Source organism: Photobacterium sp. TLY01, from assembly GCF_021432065.1.
GTDB lineage: Bacteria > Pseudomonadota > Gammaproteobacteria > Enterobacterales > Vibrionaceae > Photobacterium > Photobacterium halotolerans_A.
In genome coordinates this window covers 1,013,427-1,027,337 of record NZ_CP090364.1, presented here as the reverse complement: position 1 = coordinate 1,027,337, position 13,911 = coordinate 1,013,427, and the positions used below count along the sequence as shown (strand labels likewise).

Here is a 13,911-nt window from a genome sequence, read left to right as displayed (position 1 = left end):
TAAGGCTTAGCCCCGCTAAGCCTTATTTGGCCTCAAGCCACTTTCCTCGCCTCCCTTTCCTCCAGCTCAATCTGTTGCTGAACCGATAGCAAGGCAGCTGTCCTCCCGTCGTTCAACCAACGCACTAACTCTTCCAGTATCGGCTTGTAACGGTTGAACCGGCTGAAGGGAACGGGTAATACCTGCGCAAATTTGGCGAAGCGGGTTTCGTTGGTCCAGGGTACACGACCGTCTTTGCAGGCTGGACACTTGCGGGTGATCCGGCGTTTGTTTTTGGTATAGACAGTGCCGTTGCATTCGGGGCAGAGCGCTCCGAACTGTTGTGAACACTCAGCAATCGCCGTTACGGCTAACGCAATCAGTGCCTTATCCGGGTAGGTGCCGCGCCAGTTTTCCATCAGCCGGTTCGCTTCGCCCATCAGAATCTGAATCAGCTGCTTGCGTGAAGCTTCATCGCTCTGCACTTCTTCAAACAGCAGCAACCAGCCTGCAGGCGAAACCCGCCATTGCAACCCTACAATCGCCAGTTGTTCTTCTAGCGTTAACAGCGCCCTGCCTCCGGTACTGGGGGCATAGTTAATGCCTTTCAGGCCAAACTTCCCTATGAGTTTTTCAATTCTCATGCTGCTACCTCCAGCTTTTCCCGAAAGTTGATCGTTAAATCTTCCGCTATCCCGCGTTTAAACCGAATCCGCTGTGTGATAGGGAAATAACCAGGAGTAAACAGCACAAACACACTACCGAAGTTCGCGCCTTTCTTTTGGGTTACGCCGTCTGTTCTCAGGAAGTTATAACGCCCGTCTGGCTCGTACACAGCTGCCGCCACACCTTCTATGCCCTGTTGCCACCATCCGGTTAACGGCTCATAGGGCAACAACATCATGCCCGGGTTTCCGGCTCTGGCCTCAGCGGCTGCTTTAGCAACAAACTGCATCTTCATATCAAACGGCGGGTTACACCACCAGTGCGGCTCCCATGCTTGCTGCAAGGCATCGAACCCCACAATTTTAGCGTGCGGGTTAAAGAAGGTATTTCCAAAACCTGTCCCACGTTTGAAATAGTTTCCGGCCTTTTCTTCCAACCATTCCAGCGATGTATAGAACCGGTTAACCTTGGCGGTTTCCGGTTCCGCGCACACATCAAGGTTGAACTCACGGCCATACAGGGCTTTTGCATCCCAAAAGCATTTCCACTGCGTGCCCCAGCGGTTTTTATCGTCCACGGTAGTACGGGACCGAATCAGAATAGCCATTACGCTGCCCTCGCCTGTTCTTCCTGTGCCGCTTCCACACGTAGCCAGATATCCGCTTCGCGTACCCGTGGCCGCAGCTGATGGCGTGCCCATGGTGAATACCGGTTCAACAGTTCCAACAACAAATCAACCTTGTCTGATGGCACACCGAATTCCCGCCACTTCACCACATCCATTGACAGCACATTGCAGTGCTCGGCGATCAGCTTAATGGCCGAACGGTATTCAATACCTTCAAACATAACCACATGGCGAATGGCGGCACGAACGGCCAGCCCGCGAAGTTCCAGTAACATTGCTTCTTGCTGCTCGTTCATGCTGCTTTCTCCATGTGTTTGTTGCGGCGGTAGCTGGGCCAGTTGAAGCTCAGCCACGCGCCGCCGTCTTCCATAATGCGATCAACCGATGCCTCGCCCAGCACAGCGATCAGGTCGTTTTGTTCAAGGTTGGTCAGAATGCCGGTTGGCAGTTCGTTCTGGTAACGGCCATCAATGATCCGGCCCAGCAATACCTGCTCATTCACGCTCATGCGCTGGCGGCCCACTTCGTCAATCACCAGGTAATGCACGCCCGAAAGGTACCGGATAATCGCGGCCTCGGTGGTGTTCTTGGTGCTGTAGGCTTCGTGGAATTTGCTCATCAGCTCTGCCACAGTGATCACCAACACCGAACGCTTACGGCTCAACAGCTCGTTACCCATGGCACAAGCCAGGTGGTTTTTGCCAGTGCCACTGGTACCCGCAAAAATAAACCCGCCTGATTTCCCAGCAAGAAAACCATCAAACCAGCGGCGAACCTCAGCAAACGTCTGCCGCTGCTGCGGTGTGTGGGTGTAGTAATTTTCAAACCGGCAGTGGATGTGTTTTTTACGAATACCACTACGGCCAACGGCTTTCGCTGCCACTGCGGCAAGGTGTTCGTTACGAATTTTACTGGCCGTTTTCTCGGCCTCCTGCTGACGAATCGCCGCCATTTGCTCAGCGGTATACGGTTTGATGTGCGCAGGCACCCGGGCCTGCAGGCGTTGAAATGCGTTCATCGGTAACCCTCCGGTGGTCCATAGTTTCCATCGCTGCGGCCCATACGGCTGAACATGCCCTGCTGCTGGCTGCCTCCGCGTTCACTGGCCCATTTGTTGGCATTGCGCATACCGTTCCGCCAGGCGGCAATCCAGTCGGAATACTTCTGGCCCCGCGCCAGCATGGCATCTCGCCATTGCTGTGTGGCTGCCTGAATGCTCAGAGTGAAACCCTGCTCGGCATACCAATGCTGCATGGCGTCGGTCACAGTGAAATCATCCGGCAGGCTGATTGCCGATCGCTTTCGTTTTTTGCCTTCAGCGGTTGGTTCTGAATTCGATTCAGAATGTTCGCTAAGGGGGGCTTTAGGGGGATCTTTAATATCTGATGGATCTAATGACGGTTTGGGGTCAGATTTCGACCTACCCCCTGCGCTATTCTGACCTAGGTCAGATTTCGACCTAGGGTTAAATTCGCCCCCCTCTTCCAAGGTGTTTTTCAGTACCGAAATGTGAATTTGATACAGGTTGGTGTCGTTGGTTTTCGTACCCTCTTCAGTGGTTTTCTTTCTGCGTTGCGCAGATAGCACGCCCTGTTCGCCCAGCTTCTTCAGCTGGGCTTTTACCGTTGAACGGGAAAGAGAACATTTGCGGGCCACGGAATCGATGCTGGGCCAGCACAGCCCTTCATCGTTCGCGTAGTCTGCCAGGCACAACATGATCAACTTGGTGTTGCCAGAAAAGGCCGGCGAGTCCCACACCATGGTCATCACTTTAATGGACATTGGCTAACCTCGCCTGCTGCACTTTGGTACGGTAGATATGTTCAGCCTCGGCCCGGCTGATAATGACAGCGGCACGCGGTGTGGTCAGCACCCAGCACGACTGTCCGTTAATGGTTTTAAATAAAAGATTCATTGCACGAATTCCTGTAATCAGGCAGCTTTACGGGTCATTTCCGCTTCAAGGTACTGAAGCAGTGGCTCATGAGAACCGGCGCTCTCCTGCACTTCTTTGTAAGCGGTGCGGAGTTGGTCAAGCGATGCGTTCTCAGGCAGTTTCAACACAGATACCAGTGCCTCGGAGCTTTCTTTGCTCAGCGCGGCCAGCAGGTTATCCCGGTTAACGGTATGTTCATTGGCGCCAATCACCGCGACAGAAAACCCTAACGGGTTCAGAAAGGTGTTCAGCATTTGGCAGCCGCGAGCTTTGGGTAGCGCAGCCAGAATGGCAGGCAGCAAATCCATGATGGTTGCTTTGGCTTCATCGCTTGGCTTTTCCAGATAACGCCAGAAATTTTGCTCGTTGTTTTTGTCGTCGGCCCCCGGCACTTTCAGCAGCACTTTGCGTTGCGCGTCGGATTCCGAAGCCAAATCAAATTTGTGATAGAAATGCGCAATTTTCGAGGCAATGAAGTTTTTCGACACCTCTGTGCGCCATCCTTCCACAGCGTTACGTGTAACGCTTTTTAAGCTCTGCATGTTGTTCTCCTTACTGGTTGAAATACAGCATTCATGCTTTTGATTACTTAATGTTCTATTCTTAACCTAGGCTGCATTAGCAAAGCGACTTGGCGGATAAAGATCTGGCCTGAGTTCCCAGCATGGAACACCGGATGCATTTTCTACATCCAATACCCATTCAGACGGAACTCGCCCCATCTGTATCCACTTACTGATATTGAATTGCTTCAAATACTTATCTTTATCAGTCACTTGGTTAACCTTTTCTGCCAATTGGCTTTGACCATTGCAGTTACCAATGGCTTTTCTTAAGGCATTAGCATACATAGACACCTCCTTCTGAAATGAAATATAACTTAAAGTTTTAGCTCTTTCAAAACTTTTTGCTATTGCTCATTTCAAAACTTAATGTTGTATGATGAGTAAATGGAACTAAAAGATAGATTTAAGCAAGCGCGCATCCACAAAGGACTGTCACAGCTAGAGTTGGCAGAGAAGGCGCATACCTCTCAAGTAATGGTTTCCAAGATTGAACTTGGTAAAACACTTCAACCTAGAAGGCTTGAGATGTTCGCAGGGCTTTTGGGAGTGTCTCCCGAATGGTTAATCTATGGAATAAACCCACCACATTGGGCTCCGAATGAAGAAAATGTAGTTCGTGAACCTGGTGTAAACTATGTAGTTATACCGCACGTTCGGGAAGTGCCGATTGTTTCTTGGGTACGAGCTGGCGATTTTTGTAATACTGAAACACAAATGAATATTGATGATTTTGAGTTAATCATCTGCCCAGAGAAAAACGCATCAGAAAAAACGTTTGCTCTAAGAGTAGTTGGCGATTCAATGACAAACCCTTATGGACGTAGCTATCCAGAAGGAACGATTATTTTTGTAGATCCACTGAAAACTGCTGCGCCTGGCGATAGAGTTGTTGCCAGAACTTCAAAAGGACATACATTTAAAGAACTAGCCCAGAATGATTTTGGTGAATTCTATCTTAAACCACTCAATCCAAACCCTTCTCATGAATTAATAATTGAAGAAGGCATAGAAATTTGTGGTGTTGTAATTGGTAGTTATTTCAAAGAGTAAGGTGGCTCAAAATAGAAGCTTCCGATAACAACTCCCTGTATGTCTAGCGACTCTTCGAATATAGGTTGATGATGTGAATTTAGTGGTTTCAAGTATTTTTGACCAAGCTCATCATGAGCCAACTCTCTGAATGTAAAGCCTTTCTTTATTTTTGCTATTACTCTCATACCTACCTTCGGCACAATTTGAGGGTCGACGAAAATAATATCGCCCTCAATAAAACTTTTACCATGAGGGCTACTCATTGTGTCACCAATAACTTTTAGCGCAAAAGTTTTTAAAGAAATATTAGATTTGGGGTAATACAACTCCTCAATAGGCTCAACTGCTTTCGTCCCAAAGTTGCAAAAATCTTCAATATCTTTCCACTGGATAACAGGTATTCGGTGAATAGTAACAATTTCCTGATGAGAATGACTAACAGCTTCCAAGCCTAAAAGGTTTTCAACGGTTGTGGAAGCGATCAACGCAACCTCAGGAAGCCGCTTTGTATCTGGAGTACTTTCCCCCAGAAACCATCTGCGAATTGCGACTATCGTAATTTTTTCAGACAACCGATCTTGAAAATATCTTGCTCTTCCTCTTATTGGAATTTCAGCCCTATCACAGGCAGCATTGAGCCGTTTGGCAAAAATATCATTAAAATCAAAAGTGTGAGAATGATCTACATCTAACCAACCTTCAGGCTTACCGAAGCAAGTCTCTATGTGTCGTGCCATTTTCGGGCCAATTATTGTCGTAGGGTTTTTACCCATAAATCGACTTGCTTGAGTTGCAGACCTGTCTATCTTATCGGAAAAATTCGCCAAGCTCCCAACAGTTGCAGCAAGTTTACGTGAGTTTGCCACTCTATTCTCTTCAGCTGTTTTCATTATTTCGCAACTCCCCTTGATCACTCAAATCAACTTCATACCAAAAAATCAAGACCAAGAAAACTCTTTTTTTTCATATATATAAGCGCAGTTCGACTGTTGTTAAGCACCAAAATATAACTTTAAGTATTGACCAAAACAACTTTAGGTTATAGTCTTTTTATAACTTAAAGTTTTGATTATCTCTGGATTAGTTCGGAATAAAACAAAGCCACTGAGAGCGATTACTCTCCCAGCGGCTTAAGAACGACACCGAAGTGTCGTGCCTTGCCAAACAGCAAGGACATTGATAGCGAAGAATACACACTTAGGAATTATGTGCGGGATGAAAGTTAAACGATTGATTTATCGGATACAAACGGAAGTTACTGATTAGGTAGACATTTGCGAGACGTCTCGCAGCATAATTTTGCAATCGTGTAATGAACTCGCGGGCTGACCACCCGCTTCAAATTAGGAGACCGAAATGAACGCACGGAATGAATTCGAAGCAGCACAGCAATGCCCTAGTCCAACGAACGGCCGTACCGTCCGCTTAAGTCTTCATGGCATGCACCTGGCTTTATCGGAGTTGATCAATGTAATTAATGTACAACGGGATAACACCATCCTGTACCGGGAGAAAGATATCAAATCATCCGGTATTTGGGGCTATGTACTCGCAATTGATGAGGCATATAAAACGCAGGCTCAATTAAACAGTAGCTGCTCATGCGAAGTAATCGTAGATCTATCATTCGGGTCCGATATTGCAATACCGTCATCAACACCGGAGCTAGATAAACTTCGTCACCATGTTGAGCAGGTGAATCAAGCCTTCTGCCCTAAAAAGTATCCAAACAATCCTGAATTGTCAGAGCACCAACAAATGCATCCTCAGTTCCGAGCCGGTGCTCAAAATGCTTGCGGGGCAATCCTTCGGAAGATCAAAGAAATTGAGCAAGCGCACTACGAGCCTGAGCTTCTGAAAGCTGACACCACTCGTTGCAAACCTCAAAGTGCTCCTGCTCATCAATGTTGTACAGCGTCTCACAACCAAGAGAATCCAGAGGGCCACGAACCCGCTGGCCAACTTCCAGGTTGCACGTATCAATGTGCTCAGAAACCGTGAAGGATCCATCGTCTGACTTGATGGCAAACATCCCGCGACGTGGAATGATGTACACAATTGTCCCTAACATTTTATTCCCTTTTGTTAGTTTGAATTCAAAAGGATAGCACGAAAAAAAACGTGGTTAAAAACGGGCATCAATTTGGGAATAACACCATGACAATACTCAGTCACAAGTCATCGAAAATAAAAACTAGTTTGAAATAGCGCCTCACAAAAAATTAACCATCTCGTGCAATGAGAAATTTACATTAAATCAGGGCTGACCACCCCAATCAGAAAGGAAAAACAAATGAAAACACTAAATACCGCCAAATTTATTCAGCTTGCCAGCGGAATAAACAAACTTGCTCAGGCTCGGGCAGAAATGCAAATCATTGAATCCCGTCTACCTGCCAATGACGAACTAAAACTCAAGATACAAGAAATGGATAAGCAGTTAGAGAGCTTCTTTTATGGCTTCCACGTAAGCGTTGATGAATCTTGCATTCGTCAGTTTGAAAAGATTGGCCACATGGCCGCTAGCATTGACGAAGCCTTTAAGCGGGAAATGGCGCTTCATTAAGCAGAAAACCCCACTCAGTGACCAAACCAAGCGGGGTTTCCATTCGTGCAATGAACCCTCAGGCTCAAGACAAAGAATACAGCAGTGCTGACCACACCGCAAGGCACTCCCTTGAGTGCCAGTATTCAACCATAAGGAATCGTGCAATGAGAGAACCAGTAAGAAACAGCATTGAAGCATTTATTTGTAATAACGTTGCCGCTGCTTTAGATAAAGAAGGCTACGGTTCAAGCGAGGTGGATTTAGGTGTAAACGAAGCCCTTCGCTTTTACCGCACCACCTGCACTTTCAAAAAGGGCAAAGTCTTCGAAAGTTGCCTGGCGAAAGCCAAGGCTATGGTGTCTCCGGCCAAAAAATCTAAGCCAAAAGCAAAGAAGGAGGCCGCATGAAAGCTGAAGATAAAAAGCGCGAGCAAGGAAGAAAGCGCGCCCAGAAGTTACGCGAGAACCGCAAGGCCAGCGGAATCACAACCTTTCCTCTGCCCTTAGAGAAAGTGGAAGTCGAAAAGCTAGATGCGATCTGCCAGTTCTTCTCACATCCTAACCCACCCTGCGGCCACGCCGAAGGGTTACAAATGCTAATTCACCGTGTTCACAGTGATATCGCGGGAATTCGCGAAAAACTGGGCAACTGCCAATACTGCGGCGAATGCCTGCCTGAAGGCTGCGGCAAACTGCGTGAAGGCGGCCTGTTCAAAGGCGACGCCCGCTGCTGGCACACCCTGAACCGTGTTCGCATCCACGATATTACGCAGAGGGCTGGCTGATGGAATACCTGTCCCCGCTAATTTATGGCTTGGGCTGCGCAGTGTTTTACCTCGCCTGGCTGATTAGCAATAAACACCAAAATAAATAACTGAAGCCGGATTGACCACCGGCTTTCCAAACCAATCGTGCAATGAGATTAGTGCAATGAATACCGCTGATAAAATTGATGTGAACATATCTATCGCTGACTTCAAAACAGCGTTAGGCATACCACCGAAATGCATGTTTGTGACCAGCGTTCAGGTAATAGCTTTCTTCGGAATTAGCACCATGACGCTATGGCGCTGGCGTAAAAAGGGGTTTCCGGCACCAAAGGGGAATTCTAATCCTGGGCGTTACTTCATTCCTGATGTAGTAAATTATGTGAACTCAATGGGCTAATTCGCCAGATTAGTCTGGACTCAATCTGCCGGTTCTGCCCTATTGTACGTTAGTGCTAAAGCTCACTCCCAGCCTAATAATGCCATATAGCTATACATTTTCTCTTTCTATTCCAACTGCGGAAAGTCAGCCAGCGGCTGACCTTCTGTTTTTGTTGTAGGCGCAATGTTCAATTCGCCCCTTTCGCCAGGCAACGATTAGCTCAACAGCAACATTCAAAAACGACAATAAAAAACAAAAATGCCGATTTTTTTTACACTTATGAGTCAAAAACCCCATAACTCATTGATTGTAAGTGATGGATCGATTTATGCATACATTTGAACTCCCATTCATGATTGGAGTGAATACGATGAGTAAAATACGTGGACTTTTTTTCTTGTTATTTTCATTTATAGTGACACCGGTGCTAGCCACACCGATCCTGCAAATTAATGGTGCGGGACAACTCACCGGGGCTTGGAATGTTGAGGTCGAGGGAACACTACTTGATGTAAAGTTCATGGATGGAACTTGTATTGAATTGTTCAACGGCTGCGATTCCTCCACGGATTTTTATTTTACAACGTCTTCTGCGGCAACGGCCGCCTCTCAGGCCCTGTTAGACACCGTATTCCTTGATGGCATCGATGGACAATTCGACTCATCACCTGATCTGACGTTAGGATGTGAAGACCCAGATCTGTGTCGTATCTATACCCCATTCACGATTGCATCATTCTCCCCACATATCTTCGAATACGTATCCGTGGGTAACAATTTACAGAATAACAATATCGTCCCCCCACTGAATGCCCTGAATTCTAACGACTACACTTTGAGCCCCTCAATTGTTTTTGCGGTTTGGTCTGCATCCTCAGTGGAAATCTCTGAACCGCCTTTGTTACTGATGTTAGTCATCGTCCTGGCTGTCATCGGGGGGCTTAAACGCACACAACATCGTTCGGATCATATTCACTGATATTCCCGCTTAAACCTGTCCAACACAACCAACGTTTCACGTATCTTCCCAGCGCGCCAGTAAAATTATTTGCTGGCCGTTGCTACTTAAAAGCCTGAAAATACATGACGCGTACCAACTCATCGTCGAGATTTCTGAAAATGGAGTGGAAAGATGAATTTGATCAGCAGACTAGAGGCTCATATTACTTGAGACATTTCATATGTTTCTAAATTAGTAAAACCACTAACACATTTATATCCAGAAGCGAGTTTAATGGTGCTGTTATACAGATTGTACGATTAGGTCAAGTTACACCACCGAAGCTGTGAGATATTATATGAGTTAATACAATCTAGCCCACCCTTCAATAGCCTCAAACCAAATATTGACCCATTTTCTTCTTTCTTCGAGCATTTCAGAACGATTGTAAACAGCCATTACGCCTTGCAAGTGGTGGCCCAACATTTTCTCAGATAGGTAAATTGGTGCTCCGAGATCTGTCCAATGCGTAGACAGAGTACGTCGCCAATCGTGGTTGTCAAACTCATCCAGCCCTAAATCATGCGCTGTCCGAACGGCTATCTTACTAAGTGACGAAACGGATGCTGGCTTTAATGGGTTCACTCTGGATGGGCAAACCAGATTCCCTTCAGTCTCGTTCAGTAACTGTTCTAAATATGGAACCAAACCCTCTGGTATTGGCCTCACAACGCCGCGTTTTTTTCCTTTTACGTGCTCTTTTGGTACCGTCCAAATGAGGTTTTCAAGATCGAACTCTTTCTTTTCGGCCAGAGCAATTTCACCCACCCGACAACCAAACACGATTAAGCACCGCAGGATTGCCTGGTTACGAATCTGCATCGATAGTGTTTCTATGTTCCGCCATATTTTGCCTATTTCTAACGGTGTCAGGTAGCGCTCTACAGGCATGTAGTCTTTGGCAAAATCACCTGGTCTTAAAGTTTCAAAATGTATGTTTTGCATCAAGCCTTGGCGAACACCATATCGAGCGATTGAGCGCAACTCAATGATTGAGTTGAATGCGTAGCCGCTACCATTCCCTTTTTCAGAATTTGTATCAGCCATGTCCTTAAACAATTCTCGCCAGTCATCAATGCTGAAACCGTTCACGTTTCCCTTCATCCAGTGGGAGGGAATCATAGTAGTAATGCGGTGTAGGATGTTATCTGGCTTGTCTCGGTTTGGTACACAGTAGTTTATGTACCAATAGTCAATTAGCTGCCCTAGAGTTTCCGGCTTCTTGCTCCCTGCTTCCCGCCTTGGATCTCGGTTTTCCTTTACTAGCTGCATAACGCTGTCACGTTCGTTTCGAGCCTCCCGCAAACTCATTGCTGGATAGTCACCAATTTTCTGCCGAACGGGTTTACCACTCAGTCGATAACGTACCTGAAAGCTGATCTTACCTTTCGGTGAAACTCGTATAGACAAACCGCCTTCGTCGGCCAGTTCAGGCTTGCCTGAGTATTCTTTGCCATGTAGATTCTTTAGCGTGAGTGCGGATAGCGCCATACTGTGTACCAAATTCATGCCAGTTACCACCATGGTACAAAAATTGGTACACAATCGCTATGATAGAAGGCGTTTTAAGGGGTTATTTGATGATATCTGATGAAAGGTTCACGGTTTGAAATTGAGATAATAAGCGCTTTAAAAACAGTAAATAACAATCGATATCTTTAGTATTGGTTTAAGTTGGTAATTATTTAGTGATTTGATGGATCATTAAGTGAAGCAATTGCTTTACTTCAGATTGAAAGCCACGTGTTTCTTTGTTTTTTTGCAAGGTTTGCTCGCTCATTTGAACTCCGTAATCCAGGTTTACCTCATTACTGATACCTAGATATGGTCGGTTCAGCTTAAATCAAGCCTTGCTGTAAAAAATTCTAAGACTGCTCTAAAGTCAGCCGCTTCGCTATTCAACAGACTAACAGACGTCTATGATATACGAGTCGCAAGTCACCAAAAGGCTGGTAATGGATCATACGCATTGTAAATTTTTGATTGGCAACAGATTTACTTTCTCCCCCCAACACAATAGCCTGGCCGATGAGATTCAGCCGGAAGAAACGATTTATTTAGGTATCAATGAAAGCCGGGCATTACAGTTGTTGCTTGAGGAGCCGGGAACCATCATTTCCCGCCAGCGGATGCATGATTTTATCTGGCGTGAGCAAGGGTTTGAGGTGGATGATTCAAGCCTGACCCAATCGATTTCTACTTTGCGTAAATATCTGCAAGACTCCACACGCTCACCCGCTTTTATCAAAACAATTCCCAAACGCGGGTATCAGATGATTGCCAGCGTCGACCGGATTGATGCTGCAGTCACTGCGGATATCCCCGCAGATATACAGGCGGAAACACCAGATGACATCACAGATTCACGCGCCACTGTCCCTGTCACTGAGTATCAGCCTGACGATGCGCCCGGCACACTGTCTATCCCGTCAGAAAGACCTGTAACGCCCCCAGCAGTGACGCGCCGGTATCCCAGTTACCTTATCAGCGCCCTGGCGGCATTGATATTGTGTCTTGCCGTACCGCTCTGGGCCTACCTGGCTCCTCCTCCCTCATCCAGCGCCTTCTACAATGCGTTTATGATCCGCGACATTCCCGTTCTGATCCCCAACAAGATTAAGATTGCTCAAGAATGGCACCCCCTGATTAAGCAATGCGTTTCTTCCCACATCCAGACATCCAGCGACACACAATCTGCCGCGCCAACCAAAATCATTGTGACCGGCGGCGCGCATAATCAGTTGTGGATGAACCTGATTTATCGACCTGCGGATTACCGCAATAATATGACACTCACAATCGTGACACTCGACAGAGAAAAGGAGTTGCCATGTTCAGTCCACTAACCCAGCCGCGTAAACGATACAGGTATGCCGTGTTGACTGTGATTGCCATTCTCAGTCTGGTAACTCTGAGCAGCCTTTACTATTTCTTCAGCAGTGACCATAAAATCTCCCGTTTTCTGACTGCGCACAACTGGCAGTCGTACACAGTCACAGAGGTAGCCTCAACAGAAGTACCGGGGCTTGAAAATCTGAAAAAGACCACTGAAACCAGCCATATTGTGTATATGCCCAACCAGTTATATTCCCGGGTTACGCGGGTTACGCTGTTCAATGAAGCACAAGACCAGCTTCACCTGACGATTACTGAATACGGCCGGTGGGAGGTCAGTGGGGGTTATTTGCAGGTTCGGCCGACCCACTTTAATGAGCTGAAAACCGGCGATGAAAATGCATTCACCCCGAAACAAATTACCGCCATCAACCAGTATTTTCAGCTCAATGCGGAGCAAAGTAACCGGATTGATATCCTGAGTGAAAAAGCCTTACTGTTAACCGGGCTGAATACCCGATCTCAGGTGCTGAACGCCAACCTGTAAGGAAAAAAAACCGACGATGAGCGTCGGTTATTCATAGTACGTCGGAATACGGAAAAAAAGCGTTAATACAGCTTCTGCCGGCCAGCCAGAGAATGCGACAGGGTTGTCCCATCCACCAGCTCAAGTTCGCCGCCAACCGGCACACCATGTGCGATCCGGGTCGCAGGTACTTGGTAGGCCTGACAAAGCTCAGCAATGAAATGCGCCGTGGCCTCACCTTCAACCGTCGGATTGGTGGCCAGGATCAGCTCAGCAATGGGTTCATTCTGCAAGCGGTATTCCAGCACATCCAGCCCGATATCGCTCGGACCGATGCCATCTAAAGGCGACAGATGACCCATCAGCACAAAATACCGGCCTGAAAACTGCCCTGTTGCTTCAACGGCCATAATATCTGCCGGGCTTTCCACCACACAAATCTGGCCATTTTCCAGGCGACGGGGATTGTCGCAAATCGCACACACGTCTTCTTCCGTAAACGTGCGGCAGTCGCGGCAATGACCGATTTCCGTCATGGCTTTCCCCAGCACATCAGCCAGTTGCAGGCCCCCCTGACGGTTGCGTTGCAACAGGCTGAAAGCCATACGCTGCGCTGATTTTGGCCCAACACCGGGCAGGCAGCGCAGCGCGTCCATCAACTGCTCAAGTAACGGACTGGTACGCATTGATTAAAATGGCATCTTAAAGCCAGCGGGCAGGTTCATGCCGCCGGTCACACTGGCCATTTTTTCTTTCTGTGCTTCTTCGATACGACGGGCAGCATCGTTAAAAGCCGCTGCAATCAAGTCCTCCAGCATGTCTTTATCGTCTTCCATCAAGCTGTCATCCAACTCGACGCGACGAACGCTGTGACTGCCGGTCAGGGTCACTTTGACCATACCGGCACCCGCTTCACCTGTCACTTCCATGTTGGCGATTTCTTCCTGCATTTGCTGCATACGCTCTTGCATCTGCTGCGCCTGCTTCATCATGTTCGCCATACCACCTTTACCAAACATATCTTCTCTCTCTATCGGTCTGGTTAAT

21 protein-coding genes are annotated in these 13,911 nt (G+C 47.3%); 9 read left to right on the top strand and 12 right to left on the bottom strand.

What is annotated here, in order from left to right; all coding sequences use genetic code 11:
• Window positions 1-32 precede the first annotated feature (32 nt).
• From LN341_RS05155 to LN341_RS05120, 8 genes are all read right to left on the bottom strand, one after another.
• Window positions 33-623 carry a hypothetical protein gene (locus tag LN341_RS05155; RefSeq protein ID WP_234204225.1) on the bottom strand — a complete coding sequence of 197 codons (591 nt, stop codon included), beginning with the start codon at window positions 621-623 and terminating at the stop codon, window positions 33-35.
• Window positions 620-1,252 (bottom strand): phage N-6-adenine-methyltransferase, encoded by a 633-nt coding sequence (locus LN341_RS05150; protein WP_234204224.1) that lies wholly within the window; start codon window positions 1,250-1,252, stop codon window positions 620-622. Before LN341_RS05150 ends, LN341_RS05155 begins: the two co-directional genes overlap by 4 nt.
• Window positions 1,252-1,569 carry a hypothetical protein gene (locus LN341_RS05145; RefSeq protein ID WP_234204223.1) on the bottom strand — a complete coding sequence of 106 codons (318 nt, stop codon included), beginning with the start codon at window positions 1,567-1,569 and terminating at the stop codon, window positions 1,252-1,254. The genes LN341_RS05150 and LN341_RS05145 overlap by 1 nt, the downstream gene beginning before the upstream one ends.
• Window positions 1,566-2,291 (bottom strand): ATP-binding protein, encoded by a 726-nt coding sequence (locus LN341_RS05140; protein ID WP_234204222.1) that lies wholly within the window; start codon window positions 2,289-2,291, stop codon window positions 1,566-1,568. Before LN341_RS05140 ends, LN341_RS05145 begins: the two co-directional genes overlap by 4 nt.
• Window positions 2,288-3,055, bottom strand: a complete 768-nt coding sequence (locus LN341_RS05135) for a helix-turn-helix domain-containing protein (RefSeq protein ID WP_234204221.1) — start codon at window positions 3,053-3,055, stop codon at window positions 2,288-2,290. Before LN341_RS05135 ends, LN341_RS05140 begins: the two co-directional genes overlap by 4 nt.
• On the bottom strand, window positions 3,045-3,188 hold the full coding sequence (locus LN341_RS05130; RefSeq protein ID WP_234204220.1) for a hypothetical protein: 144 nt from the start codon (window positions 3,186-3,188) through the stop codon (window positions 3,045-3,047). The genes LN341_RS05135 and LN341_RS05130 overlap by 11 nt, the downstream gene beginning before the upstream one ends.
• Before the next feature lie 17 nt (window positions 3,189-3,205).
• Entirely contained in the window at window positions 3,206-3,751 is a 546-nt protein-coding gene (locus LN341_RS05125) for a toxin YdaT family protein (RefSeq protein ID WP_234204219.1), read from the bottom strand.
• A gap of 66 nt (window positions 3,752-3,817) precedes the next feature.
• Window positions 3,818-4,060, bottom strand: coding sequence for a YdaS family helix-turn-helix protein (locus LN341_RS05120; RefSeq protein WP_234204218.1), 243 nt, complete (start codon window positions 4,058-4,060; stop codon window positions 3,818-3,820).
• Window positions 4,061-4,159: 99 nt separating this feature from the next.
• On the opposite strand from LN341_RS05120, the gene LN341_RS05115 reads away from it, so the two are divergent.
• Window positions 4,160-4,825 carry a LexA family transcriptional regulator gene (locus LN341_RS05115; RefSeq protein WP_234204217.1) on the top strand — a complete coding sequence of 222 codons (666 nt, stop codon included), beginning with the start codon at window positions 4,160-4,162 and terminating at the stop codon, window positions 4,823-4,825.
• On the opposite strand, the gene LN341_RS05110 is transcribed toward LN341_RS05115, so the two are convergent.
• Complete coding sequence (locus tag LN341_RS05110; RefSeq protein ID WP_234204216.1) at window positions 4,810-5,697, bottom strand: LexA family transcriptional regulator; 888 nt, start codon at window positions 5,695-5,697, stop codon at window positions 4,810-4,812. The two genes, LN341_RS05115 and LN341_RS05110, sit on opposite strands and share 16 nt — an antisense overlap.
• A gap of 466 nt (window positions 5,698-6,163) precedes the next feature.
• Between LN341_RS05110 and LN341_RS05105 the strand changes: the two genes are divergently transcribed.
• From LN341_RS05105 to LN341_RS05080, 6 genes are all read left to right on the top strand, one after another.
• Complete coding sequence (locus LN341_RS05105) at window positions 6,164-6,808, top strand: hypothetical protein (RefSeq protein WP_234204215.1); 645 nt, start codon at window positions 6,164-6,166, stop codon at window positions 6,806-6,808.
• Between the two features lie 292 nt (window positions 6,809-7,100).
• Window positions 7,101-7,373 carry a hypothetical protein gene (locus LN341_RS05100; RefSeq protein WP_234204214.1) on the top strand — a complete coding sequence of 91 codons (273 nt, stop codon included), beginning with the start codon at window positions 7,101-7,103 and terminating at the stop codon, window positions 7,371-7,373.
• Window positions 7,374-7,519: 146 nt separating this feature from the next.
• Window positions 7,520-7,762: a hypothetical protein gene (locus tag LN341_RS05095; RefSeq protein WP_234204213.1), complete on the top strand. Its 243-nt coding sequence runs from the start codon at window positions 7,520-7,522 to the stop codon at window positions 7,760-7,762.
• Entirely contained in the window at window positions 7,759-8,139 is a 381-nt protein-coding gene (locus LN341_RS05090) for a hypothetical protein (protein ID WP_234204212.1), read from the top strand. Before LN341_RS05095 ends, LN341_RS05090 begins: the two co-directional genes overlap by 4 nt.
• A 145-nt stretch (window positions 8,140-8,284) precedes the next feature.
• Window positions 8,285-8,521 carry an AlpA family transcriptional regulator gene (locus tag LN341_RS05085; RefSeq protein WP_234204211.1) on the top strand — a complete coding sequence of 79 codons (237 nt, stop codon included), beginning with the start codon at window positions 8,285-8,287 and terminating at the stop codon, window positions 8,519-8,521.
• Between the two features lie 310 nt (window positions 8,522-8,831).
• Window positions 8,832-9,482: a hypothetical protein gene (locus tag LN341_RS05080; RefSeq protein ID WP_234204210.1), complete on the top strand. Its 651-nt coding sequence runs from the start codon at window positions 8,832-8,834 to the stop codon at window positions 9,480-9,482.
• A gap of 324 nt (window positions 9,483-9,806) precedes the next feature.
• Here the strand turns inward: LN341_RS05080 and LN341_RS05075 are convergent, their stop codons facing one another.
• The gene (locus LN341_RS05075) at window positions 9,807-11,012 is read right to left on the bottom strand and encodes a site-specific integrase (RefSeq protein ID WP_234204209.1); all 1,206 of its coding nucleotides are present in this window, start codon (window positions 11,010-11,012) and stop codon (window positions 9,807-9,809) included.
• Window positions 11,013-11,458: 446 nt separating this feature from the next.
• On the opposite strand from LN341_RS05075, the gene LN341_RS05070 reads away from it, so the two are divergent.
• Both LN341_RS05070 and LN341_RS05065 read left to right on the top strand, forming a co-directional pair.
• On the top strand, window positions 11,459-12,349 hold the full coding sequence (locus LN341_RS05070) for a winged helix-turn-helix domain-containing protein (RefSeq protein ID WP_234204208.1): 891 nt from the start codon (window positions 11,459-11,461) through the stop codon (window positions 12,347-12,349).
• Window positions 12,334-12,885: a regulatory protein ToxS gene (locus LN341_RS05065; RefSeq protein ID WP_234204207.1), complete on the top strand. Its 552-nt coding sequence runs from the start codon at window positions 12,334-12,336 to the stop codon at window positions 12,883-12,885. Before LN341_RS05070 ends, LN341_RS05065 begins: the two co-directional genes overlap by 16 nt.
• Before the next feature lie 62 nt (window positions 12,886-12,947).
• Here LN341_RS05065 and recR read toward each other — a convergent pair whose 3' ends face one another.
• Window positions 12,948-13,550, bottom strand: a complete 603-nt coding sequence (gene recR / locus LN341_RS05060) for a recombination mediator RecR (RefSeq protein WP_046219419.1) — start codon at window positions 13,548-13,550, stop codon at window positions 12,948-12,950.
• Window positions 13,551-13,553: 3 nt separating this feature from the next.
• The gene (locus LN341_RS05055; protein WP_046219420.1) at window positions 13,554-13,883 is read right to left on the bottom strand and encodes a YbaB/EbfC family nucleoid-associated protein; all 330 of its coding nucleotides are present in this window, start codon (window positions 13,881-13,883) and stop codon (window positions 13,554-13,556) included.
• Between the last annotated feature and the right edge of the window lie 28 nt (window positions 13,884-13,911).

Bases quoted from the DNA above. Each gene is read 5' to 3' on its own strand.
- LN341_RS05155 (WP_234204225.1), bottom strand. From the start codon at position 623: ATGAGAATTGAAAAACTCATAGGGAAGTTTGGCCTGAAAGGCATTAAC.
- LN341_RS05150 (WP_234204224.1), bottom strand. From the start codon at position 1,252: ATGGCTATTCTGATTCGGTCCCGTACTACCGTGGACGATAAAAACCGC.
- LN341_RS05145 (WP_234204223.1), bottom strand. From the start codon at position 1,569: ATGAACGAGCAGCAAGAAGCAATGTTACTGGAACTTCGCGGGCTGGCC.
- LN341_RS05140 (WP_234204222.1), bottom strand. From the start codon at position 2,291: ATGAACGCATTTCAACGCCTGCAGGCCCGGGTGCCTGCGCACATCAAA.
- LN341_RS05135 (WP_234204221.1), bottom strand. From the start codon at position 3,055: ATGTCCATTAAAGTGATGACCATGGTGTGGGACTCGCCGGCCTTTTCT.
- LN341_RS05130 (WP_234204220.1), bottom strand. From the start codon at position 3,188: ATGAATCTTTTATTTAAAACCATTAACGGACAGTCGTGCTGGGTGCTG.
- LN341_RS05125 (WP_234204219.1), bottom strand. From the start codon at position 3,751: ATGCAGAGCTTAAAAAGCGTTACACGTAACGCTGTGGAAGGATGGCGC.
- LN341_RS05120 (WP_234204218.1), bottom strand. From the start codon at position 4,060: ATGTATGCTAATGCCTTAAGAAAAGCCATTGGTAACTGCAATGGTCAA.
- LN341_RS05115 (WP_234204217.1), top strand. From the start codon at position 4,160: ATGGAACTAAAAGATAGATTTAAGCAAGCGCGCATCCACAAAGGACTG.
- LN341_RS05110 (WP_234204216.1), bottom strand. From the start codon at position 5,697: ATGAAAACAGCTGAAGAGAATAGAGTGGCAAACTCACGTAAACTTGCT.
- LN341_RS05105 (WP_234204215.1), top strand. From the start codon at position 6,164: ATGAACGCACGGAATGAATTCGAAGCAGCACAGCAATGCCCTAGTCCA.
- LN341_RS05100 (WP_234204214.1), top strand. From the start codon at position 7,101: ATGAAAACACTAAATACCGCCAAATTTATTCAGCTTGCCAGCGGAATA.
- LN341_RS05095 (WP_234204213.1), top strand. From the start codon at position 7,520: ATGAGAGAACCAGTAAGAAACAGCATTGAAGCATTTATTTGTAATAAC.
- LN341_RS05090 (WP_234204212.1), top strand. From the start codon at position 7,759: ATGAAAGCTGAAGATAAAAAGCGCGAGCAAGGAAGAAAGCGCGCCCAG.
- LN341_RS05085 (WP_234204211.1), top strand. From the start codon at position 8,285: ATGAATACCGCTGATAAAATTGATGTGAACATATCTATCGCTGACTTC.
- LN341_RS05080 (WP_234204210.1), top strand. From the start codon at position 8,832: ATGCATACATTTGAACTCCCATTCATGATTGGAGTGAATACGATGAGT.
- LN341_RS05075 (WP_234204209.1), bottom strand. From the start codon at position 11,012: ATGAATTTGGTACACAGTATGGCGCTATCCGCACTCACGCTAAAGAAT.
- LN341_RS05070 (WP_234204208.1), top strand. From the start codon at position 11,459: ATGGATCATACGCATTGTAAATTTTTGATTGGCAACAGATTTACTTTC.
- LN341_RS05065 (WP_234204207.1), top strand. From the start codon at position 12,334: ATGTTCAGTCCACTAACCCAGCCGCGTAAACGATACAGGTATGCCGTG.
- recR (WP_046219419.1), bottom strand. From the start codon at position 13,550: ATGCGTACCAGTCCGTTACTTGAGCAGTTGATGGACGCGCTGCGCTGC.
- LN341_RS05055 (WP_046219420.1), bottom strand. From the start codon at position 13,883: ATGTTTGGTAAAGGTGGTATGGCGAACATGATGAAGCAGGCGCAGCAG.